Below are 25,652 nucleotides of genomic sequence, written 5' to 3'. Positions count from 1 at the left end.
ATGAAGGCGGCGAGCATAAGGGCTTCCATCTCTGCCACTTTGAAGGAGAGCCAGATATGCGAAATCTTTTGATTCACGCCGACTCGAGCCCGGCCATGGCCGGGCGCACCGAGACCGCGCTCGCGATCGGACGCCGCCTCGGCGCCCATCTCAGTTTCCTGATCTGTTCGCCTTTCCAGCAGTTCATCGCCTCGGACCCCTTTGGCGGCATGTATCTGGCGCGCGAACAACTCGCCGCGGCCCAGCTTGCCGATGCCGAGCTTGAGACCCGGCTCGCGGCGCAGCTCGCGCGCGAGGATGTGCCCTGGGACGTCGCAATCGCCGACGGCGATGCGCTCGCGTCGCTCTCGCTCGCCGCGACGCTCGCCGATCTGGCCATCGTCTCGCTGGGCCCCCGTGACCGGCGCGGCCTCGCGCAGCCGACGCTGGCGGGCGACCTCGCGATGACCGTGCCGGCGCCCGTGCTCGCCTTGCCCGCCGAATGCCAGCCGCTCGATCTTGACGCCCCGGTGATGATCCTGTGGAACGGCAGCCCGCAAGCCGCGCACGCCTTGCGCGCCGCGGCGCCGTTGATGGGGAGCGCGGGGACGGTGACGATGGTTCAGGTCGGTCCGGACGAGGGACGGGTGCCCGCCGAGGATGCGCTTTGCTATCTGTCGCGGCACGGCATTCATGGCGAGCTTCGCCGCCTCGATCGCGGGGCGCTTACGCCCGAGGAGATTCTTGAGCGTACTGCGAAAGAGCTGGCGCCGGGGCTCATTGTGATGGGCGCCTATGGGCGTCCGCGACTGCGCGAGACCCTGTTCGGCGGGGTGACGCGCTATCTGCTCGAAGCCGCGCCGGCGCCGCTCCTGCTCGCCCATTGACCGCGATGCATGGCTGCCGGGCGCCCGGCGCATGACCGATTGCCTGTCCTGCATCGTGCGCAACCGGGCCATCTGTGCGAGCCTGCGGCCCGACGAGCTCCTGTTGCTCGGCCGGATGGGCCGGCGCCAGCGCGTAAGCAGCGGGCATACGCTCCTGTGGGAGGGCGACGACGCGCCGGTCGTCGCCAATGTCCTCGAAGGTGTACTGAAGCTCGTCGCCGCCACCGCCGACGGCCGCGAGCAGATCGTCGGCATCGTCTTTCCCTCTGACTTCATCGGGCGGCCGTTCGGGAAGGAAAGCCCTTATAGCGTCAGCGCGATCAGCGAGGCCGAGCTTTGCATCTTCCATCGCGACCAGTTCGACGAATTCGCGAGCAACCATCCCGACCTGCAACAGAAATTGCTGCGCCGCACGCTCGGCGAGCTCGATCGCGCACGCCGCTGGATGCTCCTTCTCGGCCGCAAGTCGGCGTCCGAGAAGGTCGCTTCTTTCCTGCTCGAAATGGCTGAGCGCCTTCCGGGGGAGCCCAGTGCGGCGGTGATCTCACGCGGCTTCGAGCTGCCCTTCGGTCGCCAGCAGATCGCGGACATTTTGGGCCTCACCATCGAAACCACGAGCCGCCAACTCACCAAAATGCGCGCCGATGGCCTGATCGACCTTCCATCCCGCCGCAAGGTCGTCATCAACGACCTTGCGGCTCTGAACGAGATGGCAGGCTGACCGGCCACCGGCGCGAGGCTAGAAGCGGAAGGCGACACCAGCGCTGACCACCCAGGGATCGAGCTTGTGCCGCGTCTTGAGCACCTCGGTCGTCCCGGCATACCAGGTCGCGGTCGGGCGCAGGAAATAGCGCTTGGCATCGAAGGACAGCGCAAGTCCCTTGTCGTTCACCGGAATATCGACCCCGGCCTGGAGTGCGGCGCCGAGCTTGTCGCCCATCTTCTGCCGCGTCGCGCCGAGCGACCGGGTCGTTGCACCGGGCTTCTCGTCGATGAAGATGAAATAGCTCGGACCTGCGCCGACATAGGGCTGGATCCCGCCTTCCTTGCCGAAATGATATTTGAGGGTGAGCGTCGCGGGCACGATCTTCGCGTTCGACACCAAAGTCGCGCCGTTCAGCGCGCCGCGGCCGTTCACGTCATGCTGGGTGACCCCGGCGATCGTCTCGAGCGAGATATGGTCGGCGACATAATATTCGATCGCGACCGTCGGCGTCACATTGTCGTCGGCCTTCGTTTGCGTTCCGGCCGGCAGGCCGATCCGGTCGAGCTTGACGTCGCCGATCTTGCCGTCGGGTGCGACATAGGTCGCGAAAATCTTGAACTGGATATCGCCGGCCTTGGCCGCGGCCTGGCCGGGAATCGCGGTGGCGGCGGCCAGCGCGATCAGGGAGAGATGCTGCTTTTTCATGGTCGTTGCTCCTTGCGTTGACCTGGGCTCCCTGCACCCGGCGCGGCCGCGGGGCATTGATGCTGCGCAATCTATTCGTTGATCCTGGTCAATGTTTTTGCCCCGCCGCGCGGCCAAGAGCGGTCTCGAACCATGCGGCAGCGAAGCCGCGCGATGACAGGGGCAAGCGTTATGGACACTCTGGTAGCAAAGGCGGGGGGCTGGCTCGGCCTGGCCCTGCTCGCGCTGGTGATGGCGGCGGTCGCGGTCGATGCGCCCTTCGCGGTGCATATGATGATCGTCGCGATCGCCTGCCTGATCATACTGTGGGTGACGATTTCGCGCGCCGACTACGGCGCGATCGCTCGCGGCATCCTCAAAATACCCGCCGATCAGGGTGTCTATGACGACGACCCGATCCGCTGGGGTGTCATCGCGACGCTTTTCTGGGGCATCGCGGGCATGGCGGCGGGTCTCTTCATCGCGCTGCAGCTCGCCTTCCCGGTCCTCAACCTCAATCTTGAATATACGACCTTCGGACGGCTGCGCCCGCTGCACACCTCGGCGGTGATCTTCGCCTTTGGCGGCAATGCGCTGATCGCGACCAGCTATTATGTCGTCCAGCGCACCTGCCGCGCGCGACTTGCCTTTCCTAACCTCGCGCGGTTCGTCTTCTGGGGATACCAGCTGTTCATCGTGCTTGCCGCGACCGGCTATCTGTTGGGGGTCACCGAGGCGAAGGAATATGCCGAGCCCGAATGGTATGTCGATCTCTGGCTCACCATCGTCTGGGTCGCCTATCTCGCGGTCTTCGTCGGCACGATCGTGAAGCGCCGCGAACCGCATATCTATGTCGCGAACTGGTTTTACCTCAGCTTCATCATCACCATCGCGATGCTCCACATCGTCAACAATCTGTCGATGCCCGCGAGCATCTTCGGATCGAAAAGCTATGCCGCTTTCGCCGGCGTCCAGGATGCACTGACCCAATGGTGGTACGGCCATAACGCGGTCGGCTTCTTCCTGACCGCGGGCTTCCTCGCGATGATGTATTATTTCGTGCCCAAGCAGGCCGAGCGCCCGGTCTATAGTTATCGCCTTTCGATCATCCACTTCTGGTCGCTGATCTTCCTCTACATCTGGGCAGGGCCGCACCATCTTCATTACACCGCGCTCCCCGACTGGGCGCAGACGCTGGGCATGGTCTTCTCGATCATGCTGTGGATGCCGAGCTGGGGCGGGATGATCAATGGGTTGATGACGCTTAACGGCGCGTGGGACAAGATCCGCACCGATCCGATCATCCGCATGATGGTGATGGCGCTCGCATTCTACGGGATGAGCACCTTCGAAGGCCCGATGATGTCGATCAAATGGGTCAATTCGATGTCGCATTATACCGACTGGACGATCGGCCATGTCCATTCGGGCGCGCTCGGCTGGAACGGCATGATCACCTTTGCCAGCGTCTATTATCTGGTCCCGCGTCTGTGGGGCCGGCCGCGCCTCTACAGCCTGCGCATGGTCAACTGGCACTTCTGGCTCGCGACCGTGGGGATCGTTTTCTACGCCGCCTCGATGTGGGTCGCCGGCATCATGCAGGGGCTGATGTGGCGCGAATATGGGGCCGACGGCTACCTCGTCTACAGCTTTGCCGAAAGCGTCGCGGCGATGCACCCGATGTACCTGATCCGCGCCGCGGGCGGGGCAATGTATCTCGCGGGCTTCCTGATCATGATCGTCAATGTCTGGGCGACGCTCGCGGGCAGGATCCGCGCCGAAAAGCCGATGACCGAAACCCCGCACAATGCCGCAGCGGACCGCCCGCTCGTGACCGTGCCCGCCGAATAAGGAGCCGAAGATGGCCACCGAACCCGCCAAAAAGCGCTTCAGCCACAAGAAGCTCGAGCGCAATGTGACTCTTCTTGGCCTGCTAGCGCTCGTCGCGGTGATGATCGGCGGCATCGTCGAGATCGCGCCGCTCTTCTGGATCGACAACACGATCGAGAAAGTCGACGGCATGCGGCCCTACACGCCGCTCGAGCTCGCCGGCCGCAACATCTATATGCGCGAGGGCTGTTATACCTGCCACAGCCAGATGATCCGCCCGTTCCGTGACGAGGTCGAGCGCTATGGCCATTACAGCCTTGCCGCCGAGAGCATGTACGACCATCCCTTCCAATGGGGGTCCAAGCGTACGGGCCCCGACCTCGCGCGCGTTGGTGGCCGCTATTCTGATGAATGGCATCGTGCGCACCTGATCGATCCGCGCAGCGTCGTGCCCGAATCGATCATGCCGCCCTACGCCTTCCTCGCCGAAAAGGACCTCTACACCGGCGATATGCGCAGTGACCTGCGGGCACTGTCCCGCGTCGGCGTGCCTTACACCGAGGACGCGATCGCGGCGGCGAACGAGGATCTGAAGGCGCAGGTCGATCCCGACGCCGGCGCGGGCGATCTCCAGAAACGCTATCCGAAGGCGCAGGTCCGCGACTTCGACGGCGACCCGGCGCGCGTGACCGAAATGGATGCGCTGATCGCCTATCTTCAGATGCTTGGCACGCTGGTCGATGTCGACAAGGCCGCCCCCCAAGAACGTCCGTCCGAAACGGAGGCGGCCCGATGAGTTACAACGACCTCAGGCATTTTGCCGACAGCTGGAGCCTGCTCGCCATGGCGCTGCTGTTCCTCACCCTCATCGCCTGGCCGTTCCGGCCGAGTGCGCGCGCGCGCAACGAAGAGGCTGCGAACATGATCTTCAAGGACGACGAGCATGGCTGAGCACAAGCGTATCGACGAAGCCACCGGCACCAGCACGGTCGGCCATGAATGGGACGGTATCGAGGAACTCGACACGCCGATGCCGCGCTGGTGGCTTTGGACCTTCTACGCGACGATCGTCTGGGGGCTCGCCTATGTCGCGCTCTATCCGGCCTGGCCGCTCGTCAACAGCGCGACCGAGGGCGTCCTCGGCTGGTCAAGCCGCGGCGACCTCGCAAAGGAAATGGCGGCGGATGCCAAACGTCGTGCGCCGACGGTCGATGCCATCGCCGCGACCGCGATTACCGATCTGCCAGCGAAGCCCGAACTGATGCAGGCGGCGGTGCAGGGCGGCGGCGCGGCGTTCCGTGTCCATTGCGTCCAGTGCCATGGCGCGGGCGGTGCGGGGGTGAAGAAGCTCTATCCCAGCCTGACCGACGACGACTGGCTGTGGGGCGGCGATCTGGCGACCATCGAATATACGGTGACCCACGGCATCCGGAACCCCGACCACCAGGCGACACGCACCAGCCTGATGCCAGCCTTTGGCCGCGACGGCATTCTCGACGCGGCGCAGATCGGCGATGTCGTCAGCTTCGTTCGCACGCTGAGCCGCCAGGAAAAGACCAGCGCATCGTCGGCGCGCGGCGAGACGCTGTTTGCCGACAATTGCGCGGTCTGCCACGGCGCGGGCGGCGAAGGCGGGCGGCAGGTCGGCGCCCCGAAACTGACCGACGCGATCTGGCTTTATGGCGGCGACCGCGACAGCCTGACCGCAACGATAACGCAGCCGCGTAACGGCGTGATGCCGCGTTGGGGCGGACGGCTCGATCCGGTGACGATCAAGATGTTGTCCGCCTATGTCTATTCGCTGGGCGGCGGCGAAAAGGGCTTGGCGCCTGTAGCCGAAGGGGCGGGAGCCGATGGCCAGCCCTGAGGATCTCTCCGGCCAGCCCGCGCCGCTTTATGTAGCGCGGAAGGGCGTTTACCCGAAAGCGGTGAACGGCTCCTTCCGCCGTTTCAAATGGGCGATCATGGCGGTGACGCTGGCGATCTATTACGGCACGCCGTGGATACGTTGGGATCGCGGGCTCTATGCGCCCGATCAGGCGGTGCTCGTCGACTTGGCAAATCGACGTTTCTACATGTTCCAGATCGAGATCTGGCCGCATGAATTCTATTATGTCGCGGGCCTGCTCATCATGGCAGGGATCGGGCTGTTCCTCGTCACCAGCGCGGTCGGACGCGCCTGGTGCGGCTATGCCTGCCCGCAGACCGTGTGGACCGACCTGTTCCAGCATGTCGACCGGCTGGTCGACGGCGATCGCAATGCGCAGATCCGGTTGGCCAATGGTCCATGGACGGCTGAGAAAATCACAAAGCGGGCGATCAAATATGGCATCTATCTGACTGTCGCCTTCTGGACCGGCGGCGCGTGGATCATGTATTTCGCCGACGCGCCGACGCTGACCCGCGACTTTTGGGCGGGGCAGGCGGCACCGGTAGCCTATGGCACCGTCGCTGTCCTCACCGCGACGACCTTCATCCTCGGCGGGTTCATGCGCGAACAGGTATGCATCTACATGTGCCCCTGGCCGCGCATCCAGACTGCGATGATGGACGAAAAGTCGCTGCTGGTCACCTACAAGGACTGGCGCGGCGAACCGCGCGGAAGCGTCAAGAAGGCCGCCGCGCAACCCGGTGGCTTTGGCGATTGCGTCGATTGCAGCCAGTGCGTCGCGGTCTGCCCGACCGGGATCGACATCCGCGAGGGGCCGCAGATCGGCTGCATTACCTGCGCGCTGTGCATCGACGCCTGCGACGGTGTGATGAAGCAGGTTGGCCGCCCGCGCGGATTGATTGATTATTGCACGCTCGACGACGCGGCGATCGAAAAGGCCGGCGGCCAGTCGCAGCCGGTGCGCAAGACGCTGATGCGTCCGCGCACTTTGGTCTATCTTGGCGTGTGGAGCGCGATCGGTGCGGCGATGCTCTTCTCGCTCGGCCAGCGCACGCGGCTCGATCTTGCCGTCCAGCACGAGCGCAGCCCGCTCTATGTCCAGCTCTCGGATGGCCATATCCGCAACACTTATACGCTGAAGCTTCGCAATATGGAGACGCGGCCGCGCCGGGTTGCGGTAACCGTCAGCGGCCTCGGCGGTGCCGCTTTGTGGACCGAAGCCGGGTCGCGCAAGGCCGCGGGACAGCGGATCGAGGTGGCGCTTGCGCCCGACAGCGTCACCCGCGTCAAACTCTTCGTTGCCGCGCCCGCCGGCGGATCGGCGCGCCAGGATTTCACCATCGCGACCCGCGGGCTCGATGGCAACCCCCGCGGCGACGCCGAAACAATCCAGTTCGACCGACCGGAGACTGTCCCATGACCGACCGCCCCGCCGCCAAGGCCTTTACCGGCTGGCATATGACCGCGATCCTCGTTGCCTTCTTCGCCGTCGTGATGACCGTCAATTTCACGATGGCACGGCTCGCTTCCTCGACCTTCGGGGGGACGGTCGTCGACAACAGCTACGTCGCGAGCCAGCATTATAACGAGTGGCTGAAACGTGCCGATGCGCAGGACCGGTTGGCATGGAACGAGACGGTCAGCCTCGATCCCGCGCGGCATGTCCTGTTGACGGTACGGAAAAATGACAAGCCGCTCGGCGACCTTGTCGTGTCGGCGACCGTAAGTCACCCAGTTGGGCGCACCGCGCCCGCCGCGCTTCAATTCGAGCCGGCGGCGAGCGGCGTGATGCGCTCGGTCGAGCCGCTGGCGTTGGGGCGCTGGCGGCTCGACCTCATCGTCCGGCACAGCGTGGAAGAAGCGCGTTATCGGAAGGATGTGCAATGAGCGCCACCGCTTTGATCGAGCGCGATTTCGCCGTTCCCGACATCCGCTGCGCTGGATGTATCGCCAAGCTCGAACAGGGGCTGGTGCGCGACCGTCGCATCGCCGCCGCCCGCGTGAACTTCACCGAGAAGCGCGTCCATCTCTCGTGCCTGCCCGACGCGCAGATCCCGGACCTCGTCGGCGCCTTCGCGACCCTCGGCTTCGACGCGCATCCGATCGGCAAGGGGCCTGAGGAGGTCGATGCCGCCGCCGCAAACAGCCGCGCGCTCCTTCGCGCCGTTGCGGTGTCGGGCTTTGCCATGATGAATATCATGCTGCTCTCGGTCTCGGTCTGGTCGGGCGCGACGGGCACCACCCGCGACCTGTTCCACTGGCTTTCGGCGCTGATCGCCTTGCCGACGATCGCCTATGCCGGGAGGCCTTTTTTCCGGTCGGCCTGGCGTGCGCTCCGCCACCGCCAGACCAACATGGACGTCCCGATCAGCATCGGGGTCCTGCTCGTCAGCACGATCAGCCTTTACGAAACGCTGACGCACGGCGCACACGCCTATTTCGACGGCGCGGTCATGCTTCTCTTCTTTCTCTTGTGCGGCCGGTGGCTCGACAGCGTGATGCGCGACCGCGCGCGGGGCGGGGTTACGGCCCTTTTGCGCAACATGGGCACCGGCGCGATGGTCTTCCGCCACGAACGGTCTACGCACTGGGTCGATGCTACCGCGCTCGAGCCGGGCATGGTCATGCTCATTGCCGCCGGCGAACGGCTTGCGGCGGACGGCGTCGTCGCGGGCGGATCGAGCAGCATCGACCTTTCGCTTTTGACGGGCGAAAGCGCTCCGCAGGCGGTTCGCCTCGGCGATCCCGTTCATGCGGGGACGCTCAACATCGATGCACCCCTCAAGGTTCGCGTCACGGCAGGGGGCGCCGACACGGCGATCGCCGATATCGCCCGCCTCATGGGCGAGGCCGTACAGGGGAAGTCGCGCTATGTCCGTATCGCGGACCGTGCGGCGCGCCTCTACGCCCCTGCCGTCCACTGCCTTGCCCTGATGGCCTTTGCAGGCTGGATGATCGCGGGGGCAGGGTGGCACCATAGCCTGTTGATCGCCGCCGCGGTCCTCATCATCACCTGTCCCTGTGCGCTCGGTCTCGCGGTACCCGCGGCGCAGATCGTCGCGGCGGGCGAGCTGATGCGCCGGGGCGTACTGATCAAGGACGGCTCCGCGCTCGAGCGGCTGGCCGAGGTCGACCTCGCACTCATCGACAAGACCGGCACGCTTACGCTGGGGCGGCCGGAGGCTCTGGGGCTCGAGACGCTCGGTATTGGCTTGAAGACGCTGATCCTCGCGCTTGCGCAAGCCAGTCGGCATCCCCTGAGCGAGGCGCTGACCCGGTGTCTCAAGGGCTATGACGTGCGGCCGGCCGACGTCCAGTCGCTTCGCGAAACGCCGGGCTTCGGGGTCGAGGCGCGCTGGGCCGAAAGCCGAGTGACCCTGGGACGGCCGCATGGTTCGATCAGCGGCGATGCGCTGGCTACCGAACTCGCTGTCAATGGCCAGTCGGCTGCGATCATCCGATTTGCCGACCGGCTGCGTCCCGATGCCCGCGAGGCGGTCGATGCGCTGCGCGCCGAAGGCATCCCGGCCATGATTCTCTCGGGCGATCGCCCCGAAGCGGTTGCGCCTGTCGCGCGTGAACTGGGATTGACGGCCCAGACCGGCATGAGTCCGCAAGACAAGCTCGCGGCCATCGCGCGCCATGCAGGAAAAGGCCGCAGGGTGCTGATGATCGGCGACGGTCTCAATGATGGACCGGCGCTTGCGGCCGGGCACGCGTCGATGGCGCCAGGGTCGGCGAGCGACGTCGGCAAAAATGCCGCCGATTGCATATTCCTCGGCGACCGCCTGATGCCGGTGGTGCAGACGATCTGTATGGCGCGAAGAACGCAAGCGATCGTGCGGCAAAATTTCATCCTTGCGATCGGCTATAATGCGGTCGCGGTGCCGCTTGCCTTCCTGGGACTCGTGACGCCGCTGGTTGCCGCCATTGCGATGTCGGGCTCGTCGCTGATCGTCGTCGGCAACGCGCTGCGTCTCAAAAGAGCCCTGCGGTGAACGGCGTTCTCGTCCTCATTCCGATCGCGCTCGGTCTTGGCCTGCTGGGCCTTGCCGCCTTTTTCTGGTCGCTGCGGCAAGGACAGTTCGATGATCTGGATGGCGCTGCGTTGCGCATTTTCGTCGAGGAAGAAGAGGACCGGCCGTCATGATCGCACGCCGGATCAGCACCGTCGCCGTCGTCGCCGGACTAGCGCTCGCGCCGCTTGCGACCGACGCACGGGTGATGCGCATACCGGCATGCGGCGGCGGCGCCCATAATCTCTTCCTGCCCGCCGATCCTGCCGCTCCGCGAAACGATGGCAGCGCCTGCGCCAAGGCCTGTCATGCCGTCAATGACCGCCGCGAAAAATCGGCCGGCAAAAAGGGGCGATGCTGCTGAGGTCGCCGACGTTGATCCCGGTCAATGTCGCCGCTCCCGGCAACGCCTAAAGTCCCCGCATGTGGTCCTATCATCCCGATCTGCTCGCCCGGCCCGTGCCGCGATACACCAGCTATCCCACGGCAATGGAGTTCGCCGACGAGGTTGGCGCCGAGGCCCATAGCCGGGCGCTCGACGCCGTCGGAGCCGGGACGCCAATCTCGCTTTACGTCCATATTCCCTTTTGCGAGCAGATTTGCTGGTACTGCGGTTGCAACACCGGTGCCGCGGGCCGCAAGCAACGCCTTGCCGACTATCTTGCCGCGCTCCAGTCGGAGATATCCATCGTTGCAAAGCGGCTCGGAGGCCGTGGGCGCGTCCAGCGGATCGCCATTGGTGGAGGCAGCCCCAACGCGATCGCGCCGGTCGAGCTCGTGCGCCTGCTCGATCTTCTGCTCACTCTATTCGACGCTCATCGTCCCGAGATATCGATCGAACTCGATCCGCGCGGCTTCTCCGCCGAATGGGCGCTCGTTCTCGCCGCCGCCCGTGTCACGCGCGTCAGCCTCGGCGTCCAGACCTTCGCGCCGCACATCCAGCTGGCAATCGGCCGCATCCAGCCACTGTCGCACATCGAACGCGTCGTTGCCGGGCTGAGGCTGCGCGATATCAACGCCATCAATTTCGATCTGATGTACGGTTTGCCCGGTCAAACCCTCGCCGATCTCGACGACACGCTCGAAGAAACAATCCGTCTCGCGCCGAGCCGTATATCGCTTTTCGGCTATGCGCATCTTCCGCACATGATTCCGCGCCAGCGCCAGATCGACGCCAGCAATCTGCCCGATCATAAATTGCGCTTCGAGCAGGCCTGGCGCGGTTATGAGCGCCTCACCGATGCGGGTTATGTTCCCGTCGGATTCGATCATTTTGCGCTGCCTTCCGATCCGCTTGCCGACGCCGCGCGCGAGGGGCGGGTGAGCCGCAATTTTCAGGGCTTTACCGAAGATGACAGCCCGGTTCTGATCGGCATCGGTGCCAGTGCGATAAGCCGGTTTCCCGATCTCATCGTGCAGAACGAAAAGCGCGCAGGCGTCTATCGCGACCTCATCGCGGCCGGCCAGCTAACCGCCGTTCGCGGCGCTGCGATCGACGCCGATGACCGCGAGCGCGGACGGATCATCAGGGAGTTGCTGTGCCAGGGGACCGCATGTCTTGAGGCGGGTTGGCTACAGTCTGGGAGGACCGCGCTCGCAGCCTTCGAGCGCCTGCATATCCTTCGCTGGGACGATGACAGGCTCGTCGTCGAGGATGATGGCCTGCCCTACGCCCGGCTGATCGCCGCGCAATTCGACCGCCATCGCGGCGCGATCATGCGCGACGACCTCGATCCTATGGCTTCCATCTGTGCAGGTAGCACAGCAAACGGAGCATGACACAAATCGCCCGATAACCGGCGAAATCTCCGGCCGGCCTGTAGGTGTTGTTCCTAATGGGAGGCGGATGCGCCTGGCAGATAGAAGCCAGGAGATCCCGGCTATTCGACCTTTGGGGGCAGGCCTATGCGCTACGACAAGATTTTCAGCGATGCGATCGCGCGCCTGCACGACGAGGGGCGCTATCGGGTATTCGTCGACATCCTGCGCGACCGCGGCGCCTATCCCGGCGCGCGCTGGTTCGATGCGGCCGGAGAAGCAAGGCCGATCACCATCTGGTGCTCGAACGACTATCTCGGCATGGGGCAGCACCCGGCGGTACTCGAGGCAATGGAGGCCGCGATCGCCGATGTCGGCGCCGGCTCGGGCGGCTCACGCAATGTCAGTGGCAACACCCATTATCATATCGAACTCGAGCGCGAGCTCGCCGATCTCCATGGCAAGGAGAGCGCGCTCCTCTTTACTTCGGGCTATGTGTCGAACGATGCCACGCTGGCAACGCTCGGCAAGCTCCTGCCCGGCTGCGTGATCTTTTCGGACGAGCTCAATCATGCCAGCATGATTGCCGGCATTCGCAACGCGGGATGCGAACGGAAGATTTTCCGCCATAATGATCTGGCGCATCTCGAGGCGCTGCTTGCCGAAACCGACCCCGCGCGGCCCAAGCTCATTGCCTTCGAGAGCGTCTATTCGATGGACGGCGATGTCGCACCGATCGCCGCGATCTGGCCGATCGCTATCAAGCTCTCACCTATCTCGACGAGGTCCATGCCGTTGGCATGTATGGCCCGCGCGGGGGCGGTATATCGGAGCGCGATGAAGTGGCGCACCGCGTTAGCGTGATCGAGGGCACGCTCGCCAAGGCTTTCGGCGTCATGGGCGGTTACCCTTGGCGCCGGCCAGTATCTTGCGGGTCAGGAAGCCGGCGAAGAACGGGATGCCGAGATAGATCAGCACCGCCTCAGCGACGGTCCAGAAGCTGACGTCGATGACGCTGCTTTCGAGGCCGAACAACGGCGGCAGCACGGTCAGGAAGAACCAGGCATAGACGCCGAAGAAGAGAACCTGGAATATCGAGTTGAGGGCGACGAGCGCGGCAGCATATTGATTGTCGCCCTTCGCAAGCTGGTTCCACACGATCACCATCGCGATGCAGCGCGCGAGGCCGATGAGGATCAGGCCGGTCATATATTCGGGCTTGTCCGACAGGAAAATGACCGCGAGCGCGAACATCAGCACCGGACCGATGATCCAGTTCTGGATCAGCGAAATCGCGAGGATCCGCTTATCCTCGAACACCCGCGGCAGCTCTTCGTAGCGCACGCGAGCCAGCGGCGGATATATCATCAGGATGAGGCCGATCGCGATCGGGATATTGGTTGAGCCCCAGGAGAGGTTGTCGATCGCTGCGGGAAGTCCGGCGAAGGTTGAGCCGAGCAGCACGCCCAAGGCCATGGCGAGGAATATCCACAGGGTCAGGTAGCGATCGAGGAACGACAGGCGTTCGCGCTTGGCCGCCATCGATCAGCGTCCGACGCGATTGCCGGCGTCGTCGACGACCTGCTCGCCATCTTCCTTGGCGAAGCCGCCGCGCTGCTGCGCCGGGATGAGGTCGAGCACCTCCTCGGAGGGGCGGCAGAGCTTCACGCCGAGCGGGGAGACCACGATCGGCCGGTTGATCAGGATCGGATGCAGCATCATGGCATCGATGAGTGCGTCGTCGTCGAGACTTTCGTCGCCGAGACCTAGTTCGGCAAAGGGCGTCCCTTTCTCGCGAAGGAGCGCGCGGGGCGCGATGCCAGCGCGCGCTATCATTTGTTCCAGCAACGCGCGCGATGGCGGCGTCTTCAGATATTCGACGACGTGCGGCTCGATACCAGCGTTGCGGATCATGGCCAGCGCGTTGCGCGACGTTCCGCAATCGGGATTGTGGTAGATGAGGATGTCGGTCATGTGAGGTCCTTCAGCAGCAGGCAAGTTCGGCGAGCAGCGGTTCGCAAAGCCCGGGTCGTCCTTGGCAGCAATCCTTGGCGAGGAAGTACCTTCTAACCCGGCCACTTTTGCCTGCCATAAACGCGTCGTTAGCGGATCGAGCCTCCCTTGATCTCGCCGGGGCGCAACGTGCTCACGAGCTGGATGAAGCTGCGCCGCGCGATCGCCTCCAGCATGGGCATCTGCGCGCGCCATGGTTTTTCATAGCCCGCGAACATCGTCATCCCCTCCATCGAGGCTGAAAAGAACAGCGCCAATATCTCGCGCTCGTCGGCTGGAAGCGTGGGGTTGATTTCGGCGATCAGCTCGTTGAGCGACACGCGCGCGCGTTCGTACAGCTCATTCATCCGGTCGTGGACGAAAGGGTCGTGGTTCGCCATTGCCCAGAGCTCGGGGAAGAAGCGCGTCGTCTTCTTGGTCGTGATATCTTCGAGGATGAGCGTCACCAGATTCTCAAGCCGGGCTTCGGCGCTCGCACCCGGCTCGTGGATGATCTCGTCGAACGATTCCTCGTAGCTGCTGATCACCGCGTTGAGCAGTTCGCGGATCAGCTCCTCCTTCGACCGAAAATAATAGTTGAGGTTGCCGACATTCATTCCCGATTCGGCTGCGATCCGGCGCAGCGTCAGCGCGGCCGAACCCTGGTTTACCAGCAGGGACAGTGCCGACCGCAATATGTGCTCGAAGCCATCCTGGCCGCGGGCATAGCCCCCCGTGCGCGGGGTGATTTTCAGGTCGGGAACAATGAAATTCGTCAAGATTCAGAAGCCTCCGGGGCTTTGGTAACCGCCCGGCCCCCTTTGGACAAGTGCCCTAATTTTGACACTTGACTAAAATTGGACAGTCGAACAATATCATCTCGAATCGGCCATCAGAGCCCGTCGTCAGCCAAACAGGGAGTGTCGCGATGCTGCGCATCACGAGAGGGGCGGTTTTTGCCGCATTGATGATATCGGCCAGCGCGTCGGGCGCCGCGGACTTCCCGCAGCCGTTGCCCGAAGAGCCGGTTCCGACGGTTGCCGAACTGCCCGAACGCTATCCCGACAGCTGGGTCTTCGTGCACGACCTCCACTTCAACAGCCTGCCCGACGGGCGCGCGGCGATCGTCGACGTCGGCGCTGACAATCGCAATCTTCTCGGCCAGATCCCCGTCGCCCAGTTCGGCAACATCGTCCCGTCGACGGCACGCGGCGAAATCTATGTCGGGGAAACCTTCTATTCGCGCCTGACGCGCGGAGAACGCACCGACGTCATCACGATCTGGGATACGAAGACGCTGGCGCCGAAGGACGAAATCGTCCTGCCCGGCGGCAAGCGCGGGCTCTTCGTCACGCTACGCAACAGCCTGCAATTGACCAACGGCGAGAAATGGGCGCTCGTCTTCAACTTCACCCCGGGTTCGTCGGTGACCGTCGTCGATCTGGACGGTCGCAAGATCCTGTCGGACATCGACCTGCCCGGTTGCTCGCTCGTCTATCCGACGGGGCAGCGCGGCTTCACCTCCCTCTGCGCCGACGGGACGATGACGAGCATCGCGCTCGACGCTGCCGGCAAGGCCGGGCCCGCGGTCACCAGCGCGGCGTTCAACGATATCGACGCCGATCCGCTCTTCATGACCCCCGCAATGGTGGGAAGGATCGGCTGGTTCGTCAGCTTCAAGGGGACGTTGCGCGCGATCGACTTTACGGGCGCGGCCGCCAAGGATCTCGGCGGCTTCGCAATCCCGGCGCAGGCGGGCGGGACGCCCGAATGGCGCCCCGGCGGCTGGCAGGTCATCTCGGCCGACCGCGCTGGGCTGCTCTATGTGTTGATGAATCCGAAAGGTGCCGAAGGGTCGCACAAGGACGGCGGGACCGAAGCCTGGGTGATCGACCCGAAGGCGAAAACGCTTCTGCGCCGCATTGCGCTCAAAAATCACAGCCTGTCGCTCGAAGCGACGCAACAGGCAAAGCCGTTGCTCGTCGCATCGCGCCCCGACGGATCGCTCGACGTCTATGACGCGACGAGCGGTGCGTTCGTGCGCACGATCGCCAGCGTCGCGCACGATCCGATGACGATGACTGCGGTGCGCTGATGTCGGTCGTCGAACCCATACTCGCGCTGTTCCTCGCCGCCGTGCTCGCGGCGGCGTCGGTCCACAAGCTCGCCGACCGTGTGCGGCTGACGCAAGCGACAGCAGATTTATTGCGGCTTGCTCCCCCGATTGCGATGCCGCTGACGATGGCGGCGGCGGCGGCCGAATTCGCGGCCGCGCTCGCGCTGCTTTTCCCGGCGTCGCGTCCTGCCGGCGCCTTGCTCGCCGCGCTGCTGTGGGCGGGCTATGGCGCCGCACTGTTCGCGGCGCGGCGCCGCGGCGACGGCGGCATCGACTGCGGCTGCGACTTCGGGGCACCACGCCACGGGATCGGCAGCTTCGCCATCGGCCGCGCCGTCGCGCTTGGCGCGGTGGCGCTGTCCCTCTGCTTCTCTCCCACGGGGGGCGGCGCGATCGACATTTCGTCGGTCTTCGCCGCCCTCGCTTTTGTCGCACTGCTTTTTGCCACCGGTGAAATCGCCAATCTTCCCGCAGCCAGCCGGAGTTCCACCCGATGACCGGATTCTTCCTTGCCTCGCAAATCCTGCTCTGGATCGCCGCCGCGGTGCTCGGCGTCCTCGTCGCTGCGCTCGCGCGGCAGGTCGGGGTGCTGCACGAACGTATCGCCCCTGCGGGCGCGCTAACGCTGCACCAGAAGGTCAATGTCGGCGACACGGCACCGACGATGATGCTCGAGACGCTCGAAGGCAAAGAGGTCGCGATCGGCGGCAAGCGCGAACGGCGCGGACAGCTGATTTTCTTCCTCTCGCCCGACTGCCCCGTCTGCAAGAATCTGCTCCCCGTCGTCCGTTCGGCGCGCGGCGCCGAGCGCGGCTGGCTCGATATCGTGCTGGCCAGCGACGGCGATCCTGCAGCGCACCGCCGGCTGGTGATGGCCGAGGGGCTCGCGGGTTTCGACTATGTGCTCTCGGAAGATATCGGTCGCGCGCTCGGAGTCTCCAAGCTCCCTTATGCGGTGCTGATCGACGAGGAGGGCCGCATCGCCTCGCTGGGCCTCGTCAACAATCGCGAGCATCTGGAAAGCCTGTTCGAGGCCAAGGAACGCCGCGTCGCCTCGATCCAGGAATATCTCGCGCGCGGCTGATCCCGCCACCGCGACAAGAAGGGGACACATATGTCGGGACTGGACAAATTTTCGGAAAAGGTGACGCGCCGCGTTGCCCGCGCGACGTCGCGGCGCAGCCTGCTGACGCTGATCGGCGGCGCGCTGACCGGGGCGGCGGTGATCCCGGTGCTGCCGGTGTCGCGTGCGCAGGCGCAGGGCCATGGACACGGTGGCGGCGGCGACCCGATCGCGCCGCAAACCACGGGCAACCCGCAGGATCCGGGCGACCAGACGCAATGCGACTATTGGCGCTATTGCGCGATCGACGGCTTCCTCTGCAGCTGCTGCGGCGGCACCGCGAGCAGTTGCCCGCCGGGTACCGAGATGTCGCCGATCACCTGGATCGGCACCTGCCAGAACCCCGCCGACAACCGCGCCTATATCGTCAGCTACAACGACTGCTGCGGCAAATCGTCGTGCGGGCGCTGCCTGTGCAACCGCAACGAGCGCGACCGACCGATGGTGCGGCCGCAGGCGAACAACGACATCAACTGGTGCCTCGGCACGTCGAGCGCGATCTACAATTGCTCGACCGCGGTAATCCTCGGCGTCGCGCTGGAGCAGCCATGATGCGGCGTATTGCGATCCTTTTTTCACTGGCCGGGCTGGCGGTCGCCGGGCCGGCAACGGCGGCTGACGATGGTGCGACGATCTACAAGCGCTGCGCCGCGTGCCATCTGGCGAACGGCGCGGGCGTTCCCGGTGCCTTTCCTCCGCTGAAGACCGATGTCCGGGCGCTGGCGGGAACCGCCGCCGGACGCCGCTACCTCGCGCTGGTCGTGATCCGCGGCGTGTCGGGACCGATTACCGTCGAGGGAAAGGCCTATCGCGGGATGATGCCCGCGCAGGCCGGGCTTAACGATGCGCAGGTGGCGGCGGTGCTCAACCATGTGGTCCGCGGCGGATCGGCCAAGGCTTTCACCCCCCGCGAGATCGCCGGATACCGGGCAGGCAGCGCGGCGCTAAATTCCGCCGCTGTGGGGCGTCTCCAGCCGGCCGCGCCCGGCAAATGAAATGGCTGGCCGTTCCCGCGCTGATCATGGCGACCGGAGCGGCCATTACGACCCCGGCGTGGAGCGGCCCGGAGGCGATACCTGGCGTCGCGAACCCGGCGCGCGCGCGGCAGAACTGGATATTGTCCTGTCAGGGTTGCCACCGCGCCGACGCGACGGGGACGCCGCAGACGACGCCGGCGATGGCGGGCGTTGTCGCGCGATTTCTGCGCGTGCCGGGCGGGCGCGAATATCTGGTTCGGGTGCCGGGCGTCGCGACCGCCGCGCTGTCCGACGCCGATCTGGCCGAAGTGGTGAACTGGTCGCTGATGCGATTTGATCCCGCAAATGTTCCGGCGGACTTCAAACCATATACGCCGACCGAGGTGGGGCAGCTGCGGCTGAAACCGCTGCGGGCGGAAGCGACGACGGTGCGGGCGGGCATGGTCGCCGGCTTTGGCCGCGGGAACAAACAACAGAAGTAAAAACAGGGGAGTTTTTCGATGACCAAGATACCAACGCGCGTCACACGTCCGATTTTGACCCTTCTGCTGGCGGGCGCATCCACGTCGGCACTTGCACAGGAAACGGCAGCGGAAACCGCCGCCGAAGTCGCGGCGGCCGAAACAGTGGGCGGCACCGACATCGTCGTTACCGCGCAGAAACGGTCGGAGCGCCTGCAAGACGTGCCAATCGCGGTCAGCGCGATCGGAGGGGACTCGCTCGAACGGCAGCGCGTGACGCAGGCCGACGAACTGGCGAGCAAGATCGTCAACCTCCAGCTTACCTCGACCGTCGGCGACAACACCCCGATCTTCGCGCTGCGCGGCGTGTCGATGTCGGATTACAGCCTCAACCAGGCGAGCCCCGTCGCGACCTATTATGACGAGGTTTACAAGGGCAATTTTGCCTTTCTCGGCGTCGCGATGTACGATCTCGAACGCGTCGAGGTGCTGCGCGGGCCGCAGGGCACGCTCTATGGCAAGAACACCACCGGCGGCGCCGTGAACCTGATCAGCCGGACGCCGGTGCTGGGCGATACCGAAGGGTATCTGAACCTCGGCTATGGCAATTATAACCGCTACGAGGCCAATGGCGCGGTGAGCGTCCCGCTTGGCGAAACGCTGGCGGCCCGCGTCGCCTTCACCTTCGCGCGCGCCGACGGCTGGTTCAAGAACCAGCTTCCGGGCGAGCCCGACCTCGCGAGTGTGCGCGAATATGGCGTGCGCGGCAGTCTGTTGTTCGAACCGAGCGACAGCGCGCGGTTCGTCCTCCGCGCGTCGACCAGTTACCAGAACCCCCGCAATTACGGGATCTATGCCCAGCCCGAAGCGGTGAACCGGCCCGGACTCGGGCGGCGACAGATCGAGGCCAACGTCACCGACCGCCGCCGCGCGCGCACATGGTCGGTGTCGCTGACCGGCACGATCGATTTGAGCGACTCGCTCGCGATCACCAGCGTCACCTCATGGGACAAGGGACGGCTGAACTTCTATGAGGATACCGATGGCACGGCGACCGAGTTGCTCGAAATCCCCTATACCGACCGGGCGACGCAATTCGCGCAGGATTTGCGCCTGACGAGCGACTTCGACGGGCCATTCAACTTCATTCTCGGCGCCTATTTCAACCGCGAGAAAGTCTATAACGAGACGACCTTCGAAATCGGCAAGGACATCGATTCCGACGGCCTGCCGGGCGTCACCGACGGCGATTGCGCGGCCGGCTTTCCCTTGGGCTGCCTGTTCCGCAACAGCTTCGACCAGCTCAAGAAGAGCTATGCGGTTTATTCGGACGTGAGTTTCGAACTTACCGATCAGCTGACGCTGCGCGGCGGTCTCCGCTTCACCTATGACAAGGGTACGCAGAGCAATTTCGAATCCAATGCGCTTGGCCCGAACGGCGTGCTGGTGATGAACCTGATCCCGCCGTCGCAGCTCGACTACAACACCGAAAATCTGTCGGGCAAGATCGGCGCCGACTACAAGATCAATCCCGATGTGATGGTTTATGGCAATTACAGCCGCGGCTATCGCGCGCCGAGTTTCAACGCGCAGGCCTTTTTCGATCCGTCCGAGCTGTCGGTGGCAAAAGCCGAAAAGATCGAGGCTTTCGAGCTGGGTCTGAAAAGCCAGTTTGCCGACCGCCGCGTAACACTCAACCTGGCGGCGTTCCACTATAGCTACAGCAACCAGCAATTCATCAACATCGATCCCGCGACCGCGGCGCAGACCCTGCTCAACATCCCGCGCTCGCGTATTCTGGGCGGCGAGGCCGAACTCACCGTCCGCGCGACCGACATGATTACGCTGCGCGCTGGCGTCGGCCTGCTCGACACCAAGATCAAGCGCGGGATCGTCAGCGGCGTCGATGTCAGCGGAAACAATCTGTCGAACGCACCCAAATTCACCTTCACCGGCGGGGTCGACGCGACGGTGATGGATAACGCCAGCGGCAAGCTCAGCCTGCACGGCGACATCAACTATTCGTCCAGCCAATATTTCGAAGTGCTCAACATCCCCCGGCTGCGGCAGGACAGCTATGTCCTGCTCGCGGGGCATATCGACTGGGAATCAGCCGACGGCCGCTGGAACGCGTCGGTGTGGGGCAAGAATCTCACTAATAAATTCTACTTCACCTCGCGCGTCGACCTGCTCGCGGGCTTCGGTTTCGACTATAACCATGTCGGGACTCCGCGAACCTACGGCGTGACTGTGGGCACGAAATTCTGATCGGAGAGAGGCATGTCTGACTATAAAATGCTGATCGGCGGACGGCTGGTCGACGGCGACCACCGGATGGACGTCATCAACCCCGCAACCGAGGAGGTCTTCGCGACCGTCGCCCGCGCGTCCAAACAACAGGCCGACGAGGCGATCGAGGCCGCTGCCACCGCTTTCCCGCCATGGGCCGAAACCCCGATGGCTGAGCGACAGGCGAAGGTCAGCGCGCTCGCCGATGCGATCGTGGCGAATGCCGACAAGCTCGCGCGCGCGCTGACGCAGGAACAGGGCAAGCCGCTCGCCGAGGCGCAGGGCGAGATCGCGTGGGCCGAGGGTTATCTGCGTCACTATACCACGCTCGAAATCGCCGAGCGGACGATCCAAGACGACGCGAACGGGCTGATCCAGGTCCGGCGTAAGCCGCTGGGGGTCGTCGCGGGTATCATTGCGTGGAATTTTCCGCTGCTCGTCGCGTGCTGGAAGATCGGCCCGGCGGTGATCGCCGGCAACACGATCGTGCTCAAGCCCGCGCCGACGACGCCGGTGACGGCGCTGATGCTCGGTGAGTTATGCCGCGACATCTTCCCAGCGGGGGTGGTAAATATCATCACCGACGCTAACGATCTAGGCGGCTATTTGACCGCCGATCCGCGGATCGCCAAGGTCGGCTTCACCGGGTCGACCGCGACCGGCAAGAAGATCATCGCGAATGCCGCCGACGGGCTCAAGCGGCTCACGCTCGAGCTTGGCGGCAACGATCCAGGGATCGTGCTCGACGATGTCGACGTACGCGAAACCGCGCAGGGCATCTTCAACGCGGCCTTCCTCAATTGCGGGCAGGTGTGTCTCGCGATCAAGCGCGCCTATGTCCATGACAGCATCTACGACGCGATGTGCGACGAACTCGCGCGCCTCGCGAAGGCTGCGGTGGTTGACGACGGGCTGGCGCAGGGCGCGCAGATCGGGCCGATTCAGAACAAGGCGCAATATGAAAAACTGAAAGGCTTCCTCGAACGCGCAGCGACCGACGGGACGATCATCGCGGGCGGCGAGATTATCGACCGCGCCGGCTATTTCCTGCGGCCGACGATCGTGCGCGATGTCACCGACGGCGACCAGATCGTCGACGAGGAACAGTTCGGGCCGATCCTTCCCGTCATCCGCTTTTCGGACGTCAACGATGTCGTCGCGCGCGCCAACGCCTCGCCCTACGGCCTCGGTGCGTCGGTGTGGTCATGTGACGTGGACCGGGCGATCGCGGTCGCCGACCGGATCGAAAGCGGATCGGTCTGGGTGAACCAGCATATCGCGATCGGCCCGCACATCCCGATGGCTGGGGTTAAATCTTCCGGCCTCGGGGTCGAGCAATCCGATGAGGGGCTGGCCGAATATACGCAATTGTCGGTGATCAACGTGGCGCGCGGCGGATGAGCGAGACTTTCGACTGGAATCCCCCGACGCATTATAATTTCGCGCGCGACGCGATCGATCGGCGGGCAGCGGAAACGCCCGACGCGCGCGCGCTGTTGTGGACCGACGGATCGGGAGCGGTGATCGACCGTAGCTTTGCCGAATTGTCAGACTACGCCGCGCGCGCTGCCGCCGTGTTGCAGGCGGCGGGCGTCGGTCCGGGCGACACGGTCCTGATCCTGCTGTCACGCGAAATCGAATGGTGGGAGCTGATGCTCGCCTGCCTGCGGCTCGGCGCGATCGCTTCGCCCGGCACGGTGCAACTGACTCCCAAGGATATCGCCTATCGCCGAAGCGCTGCCGAGGCACGCTGCGTGATTGCGGGCTCTGACGTCGCGCCGCGCGTCGATGATGCGCTGGCGGGCGAAGCAGTCACGCGCATCCATATCGGCGGACCGCGCGCCGGATGGACCGATTATGGTGCGGCCAAGGCGACAGCATCGCCGCTCGCCGATATCGCCGACACCGCGTTCGACGATCCCGCGCTCTGCTATTTCACCAGCGGCACGACCGGCCAACCCAAGATGACGATCCATGGCGCGGGTTATCCGCTCGCGCACGAAATCACCGGCCGCTTCTGGCTCAACCTCGGCCCAGGCGACCTTCATTGGAACATGTCAGACACCGGCTGGGCGAAGGCGGCGTGGAGCAGCCTGTTCGCGCCCTGGCTGATGGGTGCGGCCATCTTCGTCAATCATGCGCAGGGGTTCGATCCGGACGCCTCGATGGATCTGCTCGAACACCATCCGGTGACGACCTTGTGCGCGCCGCCGACCGCCTATCGCATGTTCGTGCGTGCCGATCTGGATGGGCGCGCCTTTCCACACCTGCGCCACTGCGTCAGCGCCGGCGAACCACTGAATCCCGAGGTCATCGACCTGTGGCGGAAAGCCACAGGCCTCGACATCCACGACGGTTATGGCCAGACCGAGACCGTGCTGCTGTGCTGCAACCGCGCGGGCGCGGCGCGGCAGGGCGCGATGGGGCGTCCGGCGCCGGGCATCGAGCTCGCAGTGATCAGCCATGACGGCGCCATCCTGCCGCCGGGCGAGGAGGGGGATATCGCGCTGCGTGTCGGCGACGGCCGGCCGCCGGGCCTGTTCCTCGGCTACCGCGGCGATCCCGACCGCACCGCCAGCGTGTATCGCGACGGCTGGTACCTGACCGGCGACCGCGCCACTGTCGATGCCGACGGCTTTTTCTGGTTCGTCGGCCGCGCTGACGACGTGATCCTCTCGTCAGGTTATCGCATCGGGCCGTTCGAGGTTGAGAGCGTGCTCTTCGAACATGAGGCGGTCGCCGAAAGCGCCGTCGTCGCCAGCCCCGATCCGACGCGCGGCGAAGTGGTGAAGGCGTTCGTCGTGCTGGCGGCGGGTCACAGCCCCTCCGACGAGCTCGCGGCGGCTTTGCAGGATCATGTGAAGCGGACGACCGCGCCCTATAAATATCCGCGCCGCATCGAGTTCGTAGGCAGCCTGCCCAAGACGGTCAGCGGCAAGATCCGGCGCAAGGAATTGCGCGATAACGAGTTCAGGAAAGCCGACGCATGACCGACAGCATCGTTCGCGGTGACACGCGTGCCCCGCTGATCGAGATGACGATCGGCGAGCGGTTCGACCAGACGGTGCGGAGCCACCCCGATGGCGATGCTCTCGTCGTGCGGCATCAGGACGTGCGCTGGAGCTGGCGCGAGCTCAAGGCGCGGGTCGATGCGGCGGCGGCGGGGCTGCTCGCGCGCGGGCTGAAACCCGGCGACCGCGTCGGGATATGGGCCCCCAATTGCGCCGAATGGGTCGTGACCCAGTTCGCAACCGCGAAGGCGGGGTTGATCCTCGTCAACATCAACCCCGCCTATCGCATCGCCGAACTCGAATATGCGCTGGGCAAGGTCGGCTGCACCGCGCTTATCCTCGCGCCGTCGCACAAGAGCAGCGACTATGTCGCGATGATCGGCGAACTGGCGCCCGAACTCGCGACCGCGGCGCCCGGCATGCTGCGTGCGGCACGCTTGCCCGATCTGCGGCTCGTCGTCGTGCTCGGCGAACGCGCGCATCCCGGCTGCCTGCCGTTCGCGGCACTAGCGAGCGATGACACAAGCGGGCTTGCCGACATCCGGCTCGATCCCGACATGCCGGTGAACATCCAGTTCACCAGCGGCACGACGGGCTTTCCCAAGGGCGCGACGCTGTCGCATCGCAACATCCTCAACAACGGCGCTTTCGTCGGCGCGCGCATCGGGCTGACCGCGATGGACCGGCTGTGCATTCCGGTGCCGCTCTATCATTGCTTCGGCATGGTGATGGGCAATCTCGCCTGCGCGGTGCACGGCGCGACGATGGTCTATCCCGCCGAAGCCTTCGACCCACAGGCGGTGCTGGAGACGGTCGAGGCCGAGCGCTGCACTGCGCTGTACGGCGTGCCGACGATGTTCATCGCCGCGCTCGCCCATCAAGACTTCGCGCGCTTTGACCTGTCGTCGCTGCGCACCGGGATCATGGCGGGGTCACCGTGCCCGATGGCGGTGATGCGCCAGGTGATCGAACGGATGCATATGGACGAGGTCACGATCGCCTATGGCATGACCGAAACCAGCCCCGTGAGTTTCCAGAGCGATACCGACGATCCGCTCGATCTGCGCGTATCGACGGTGGGACGCGTCCAGCCGCATCTCGAGGTCAAGCTGATCGACCTCGCCGGCGAAGTTGTGCCGCGCGGCCAGACCGGCGAGCTTTGCACGCGTGGTTATTCAGTTATGCTCGGCTATTGGGATGATCCCGACCGCACCGCAGAGGCATTGGATGCCGACGGCTGGATGCACACCGGCGACCTCGCGGCGATCGACGAGGATGGTTATTGCCAGATAGTCGGCCGGATCAAGGATATGGTGATCCGCGGCGGCGAGAATATCTACCCGCGCGAGATCGAGGAATATCTGATGACTCACCCCGGCATCGCCGATGTCCAGGGAGTCGGCATTCCCGACGCGAAATATGGCGAGGAATTGTGTGTTTGGATCATCGCCCGCGCCGGCGTCACGCTGAGCGAGGATGAGGTGCGGGCGCATTGCCGGGGGCGGATCGCGCACTACAAGATCCCGCGGCACATCTTGTTCGTTGATGCCTTTCCGATGACGGTGACCGGAAAGGTCCAGAAATTCGCGATGCGCGAGCGCACGTTGGAATTGCTCAAGGGCTGAACCATCGAGCAGCTGCGCCCTGTAGCCGCGCTAGGCGATGAAACCGAAATTTTATTGTCATGCCGACCGGCTGAACGTGGGTTGCTCCTCGTCGCGTGCCTAATCTGTCTGTGGCAGTCCGACGTACGCTTTACGCCTTCGACCGCACCAAAGCTGACCGGCCGCTATCGTTGAGAGTTTCGGACGCCGATAGGCGTCGGAAAGTCTTCGGTGCCCGAACCGCGGTGGTCATGGGCTGGGCTATGGGGAAAGCTGTTTTGCGCTGATGGTGGGGAAGCCAGGTGCTGCCCAAAAGCAGACGTGCGCG

The 25,652-nt window shown here is 64.7% G+C and carries 25 protein-coding genes and 3 pseudogenes; 23 read left to right on the top strand and 5 right to left on the bottom strand.

The window, feature by feature from the left end; all coding sequences use genetic code 11:
* The first annotated feature begins 56 nt into the window (after positions 1-56).
* Together VJ811_RS17415 and VJ811_RS17410 are read left to right on the top strand one after the other, a co-directional pair.
* A complete protein-coding gene (locus tag VJ811_RS17415) occupies positions 57-866 on the top strand; it encodes a universal stress protein (protein WP_324074707.1) in 810 nt (269 codons plus the stop codon).
* 31 nt (positions 867-897) lie between these two features.
* Complete coding sequence (locus VJ811_RS17410; protein WP_324074705.1) at positions 898-1,587, top strand: Crp/Fnr family transcriptional regulator; 690 nt, start codon at positions 898-900, stop codon at positions 1,585-1,587.
* An 18-nt stretch (positions 1,588-1,605) separates the two neighbouring features.
* Here VJ811_RS17410 and VJ811_RS17405 read toward each other — a convergent pair whose 3' ends face one another.
* A complete protein-coding gene (locus tag VJ811_RS17405; RefSeq protein ID WP_324074703.1) occupies positions 1,606-2,277 on the bottom strand; it encodes an OmpW/AlkL family protein in 672 nt (223 codons plus the stop codon).
* Positions 2,278-2,448: 171 nt separating this feature from the next.
* Between VJ811_RS17405 and ccoN the strand changes: the two genes are divergently transcribed.
* From ccoN to hemA, 11 genes and pseudogenes are all read left to right on the top strand, one after another.
* The gene (ccoN, locus tag VJ811_RS17400; RefSeq protein ID WP_324074700.1) at positions 2,449-4,107 is read left to right on the top strand and encodes a cytochrome-c oxidase, cbb3-type subunit I; all 1,659 of its coding nucleotides are present in this window, start codon (positions 2,449-2,451) and stop codon (positions 4,105-4,107) included.
* A gap of 10 nt (positions 4,108-4,117) precedes the next feature.
* The gene (ccoO, locus tag VJ811_RS17395) at positions 4,118-4,882 is read left to right on the top strand and encodes a cytochrome-c oxidase, cbb3-type subunit II (protein ID WP_324074698.1); all 765 of its coding nucleotides are present in this window, start codon (positions 4,118-4,120) and stop codon (positions 4,880-4,882) included.
* Positions 4,879-5,037, top strand: coding sequence for a cbb3-type cytochrome c oxidase subunit 3 (locus tag VJ811_RS17390; RefSeq protein ID WP_324074697.1), 159 nt, complete (start codon positions 4,879-4,881; stop codon positions 5,035-5,037). The genes ccoO and VJ811_RS17390 overlap by 4 nt, the downstream gene beginning before the upstream one ends.
* Positions 5,030-5,953, top strand: coding sequence for a cytochrome-c oxidase, cbb3-type subunit III (ccoP, locus tag VJ811_RS17385; RefSeq protein ID WP_324074694.1), 924 nt, complete (start codon positions 5,030-5,032; stop codon positions 5,951-5,953). Before VJ811_RS17390 ends, ccoP begins: the two co-directional genes overlap by 8 nt.
* Positions 5,940-7,397 carry a cytochrome c oxidase accessory protein CcoG gene (ccoG, locus tag VJ811_RS17380; protein ID WP_324074693.1) on the top strand — a complete coding sequence of 486 codons (1,458 nt, stop codon included), beginning with the start codon at positions 5,940-5,942 and terminating at the stop codon, positions 7,395-7,397. The genes ccoP and ccoG overlap by 14 nt, the downstream gene beginning before the upstream one ends.
* Positions 7,394-7,864: a FixH family protein gene (locus VJ811_RS17375; protein WP_324074691.1), complete on the top strand. Its 471-nt coding sequence runs from the start codon at positions 7,394-7,396 to the stop codon at positions 7,862-7,864. The genes ccoG and VJ811_RS17375 overlap by 4 nt, the downstream gene beginning before the upstream one ends.
* Positions 7,861-9,975 (top strand): heavy metal translocating P-type ATPase, encoded by a 2,115-nt coding sequence (locus tag VJ811_RS17370; protein WP_324074689.1) that lies wholly within the window; start codon positions 7,861-7,863, stop codon positions 9,973-9,975. Before VJ811_RS17375 ends, VJ811_RS17370 begins: the two co-directional genes overlap by 4 nt.
* Positions 9,972-10,127, top strand: coding sequence for a cbb3-type cytochrome oxidase assembly protein CcoS (gene ccoS, locus VJ811_RS17365; RefSeq protein WP_056369349.1), 156 nt, complete (start codon positions 9,972-9,974; stop codon positions 10,125-10,127). Before VJ811_RS17370 ends, ccoS begins: the two co-directional genes overlap by 4 nt.
* Positions 10,124-10,357, top strand: coding sequence for a hypothetical protein (locus VJ811_RS17360; RefSeq protein ID WP_324074685.1), 234 nt, complete (start codon positions 10,124-10,126; stop codon positions 10,355-10,357). The genes ccoS and VJ811_RS17360 overlap by 4 nt, the downstream gene beginning before the upstream one ends.
* Before the next feature lie 59 nt (positions 10,358-10,416).
* A complete protein-coding gene (locus tag VJ811_RS17355) occupies positions 10,417-11,772 on the top strand; it encodes a radical SAM protein (RefSeq protein WP_324074683.1) in 1,356 nt (451 codons plus the stop codon).
* Positions 11,773-11,898: 126 nt separating this feature from the next.
* Positions 11,899-12,659: pseudogene (gene hemA, locus VJ811_RS17350) on the top strand (5-aminolevulinate synthase); the annotation flags it as partial.
* On the opposite strand, the pseudogene VJ811_RS17345 reads toward hemA, so the two are convergent.
* The 4 genes and pseudogenes from VJ811_RS17345 to VJ811_RS17330 all read right to left on the bottom strand — a co-directional run.
* Positions 12,658-13,293, bottom strand: a pseudogene (locus VJ811_RS17345) (arsenic resistance protein); the annotation flags it as partial. The pseudogenes hemA and VJ811_RS17345 overlap by 2 nt on opposite strands.
* Before the next feature lie 3 nt (positions 13,294-13,296).
* A complete protein-coding gene (arsC, locus tag VJ811_RS17340; protein ID WP_324074681.1) occupies positions 13,297-13,725 on the bottom strand; it encodes an arsenate reductase (glutaredoxin) in 429 nt (142 codons plus the stop codon).
* 10 nt (positions 13,726-13,735) lie between these two features.
* Positions 13,736-13,810 (bottom strand): annotated as a pseudogene (locus VJ811_RS17335) (transcriptional regulator); the annotation flags it as partial.
* A gap of 43 nt (positions 13,811-13,853) precedes the next feature.
* The gene (locus VJ811_RS17330; protein ID WP_324074679.1) at positions 13,854-14,522 is read right to left on the bottom strand and encodes a TetR/AcrR family transcriptional regulator; all 669 of its coding nucleotides are present in this window, start codon (positions 14,520-14,522) and stop codon (positions 13,854-13,856) included.
* 188 nt (positions 14,523-14,710) lie between these two features.
* Here VJ811_RS17330 and VJ811_RS17325 point away from each other — a divergent pair, with 188 nt between their 5' ends.
* Genes VJ811_RS17325 through VJ811_RS17280 form a run of 10 tightly spaced genes read left to right on the top strand, consistent with a single transcriptional unit; the run spans position 14,711 to position 25,345 of the window.
* Positions 14,711-15,838, top strand: coding sequence for an amine dehydrogenase large subunit (locus VJ811_RS17325; protein ID WP_324074677.1), 1,128 nt, complete (start codon positions 14,711-14,713; stop codon positions 15,836-15,838).
* On the top strand, positions 15,838-16,356 hold the full coding sequence (locus VJ811_RS17320; RefSeq protein WP_324074675.1) for a MauE/DoxX family redox-associated membrane protein: 519 nt from the start codon (positions 15,838-15,840) through the stop codon (positions 16,354-16,356). Before VJ811_RS17325 ends, VJ811_RS17320 begins: the two co-directional genes overlap by 1 nt.
* Positions 16,353-16,943, top strand: a complete 591-nt coding sequence (locus VJ811_RS17315; RefSeq protein WP_324074674.1) for a redoxin family protein — start codon at positions 16,353-16,355, stop codon at positions 16,941-16,943. Before VJ811_RS17320 ends, VJ811_RS17315 begins: the two co-directional genes overlap by 4 nt.
* Positions 16,944-16,973: 30 nt before the next feature.
* Entirely contained in the window at positions 16,974-17,534 is a 561-nt protein-coding gene (locus tag VJ811_RS17310) for a methylamine dehydrogenase light chain (protein ID WP_324074673.1), read from the top strand.
* Positions 17,531-17,977: a cytochrome c gene (locus tag VJ811_RS17305; RefSeq protein ID WP_324074672.1), complete on the top strand. Its 447-nt coding sequence runs from the start codon at positions 17,531-17,533 to the stop codon at positions 17,975-17,977. Before VJ811_RS17310 ends, VJ811_RS17305 begins: the two co-directional genes overlap by 4 nt.
* Complete coding sequence (locus tag VJ811_RS17300) at positions 17,974-18,441, top strand: cytochrome C (protein WP_324074670.1); 468 nt, start codon at positions 17,974-17,976, stop codon at positions 18,439-18,441. Before VJ811_RS17305 ends, VJ811_RS17300 begins: the two co-directional genes overlap by 4 nt.
* An 18-nt stretch (positions 18,442-18,459) precedes the next feature.
* A complete protein-coding gene (locus VJ811_RS17295) occupies positions 18,460-20,688 on the top strand; it encodes a TonB-dependent receptor (protein ID WP_324074668.1) in 2,229 nt (742 codons plus the stop codon).
* A gap of 12 nt (positions 20,689-20,700) precedes the next feature.
* On the top strand, positions 20,701-22,110 hold the full coding sequence (locus tag VJ811_RS17290) for an aldehyde dehydrogenase family protein (RefSeq protein WP_324074665.1): 1,410 nt from the start codon (positions 20,701-20,703) through the stop codon (positions 22,108-22,110).
* A complete protein-coding gene (locus tag VJ811_RS17285; protein WP_324074663.1) occupies positions 22,107-23,699 on the top strand; it encodes an AMP-binding protein in 1,593 nt (530 codons plus the stop codon). The genes VJ811_RS17290 and VJ811_RS17285 overlap by 4 nt, the downstream gene beginning before the upstream one ends.
* Complete coding sequence (locus VJ811_RS17280; RefSeq protein WP_324074661.1) at positions 23,696-25,345, top strand: AMP-binding protein; 1,650 nt, start codon at positions 23,696-23,698, stop codon at positions 25,343-25,345. The genes VJ811_RS17285 and VJ811_RS17280 overlap by 4 nt, the downstream gene beginning before the upstream one ends.
* The last annotated feature ends 307 nt before the right edge of the window (positions 25,346-25,652 follow it).

The organism is Sphingopyxis sp., from assembly GCF_035250425.1.
In the GTDB taxonomy this organism is placed as follows: Bacteria; Pseudomonadota; Alphaproteobacteria; order Sphingomonadales; family Sphingomonadaceae; genus Sphingopyxis.
This window is presented reverse-complemented; position numbering and strand designations above follow the sequence as displayed.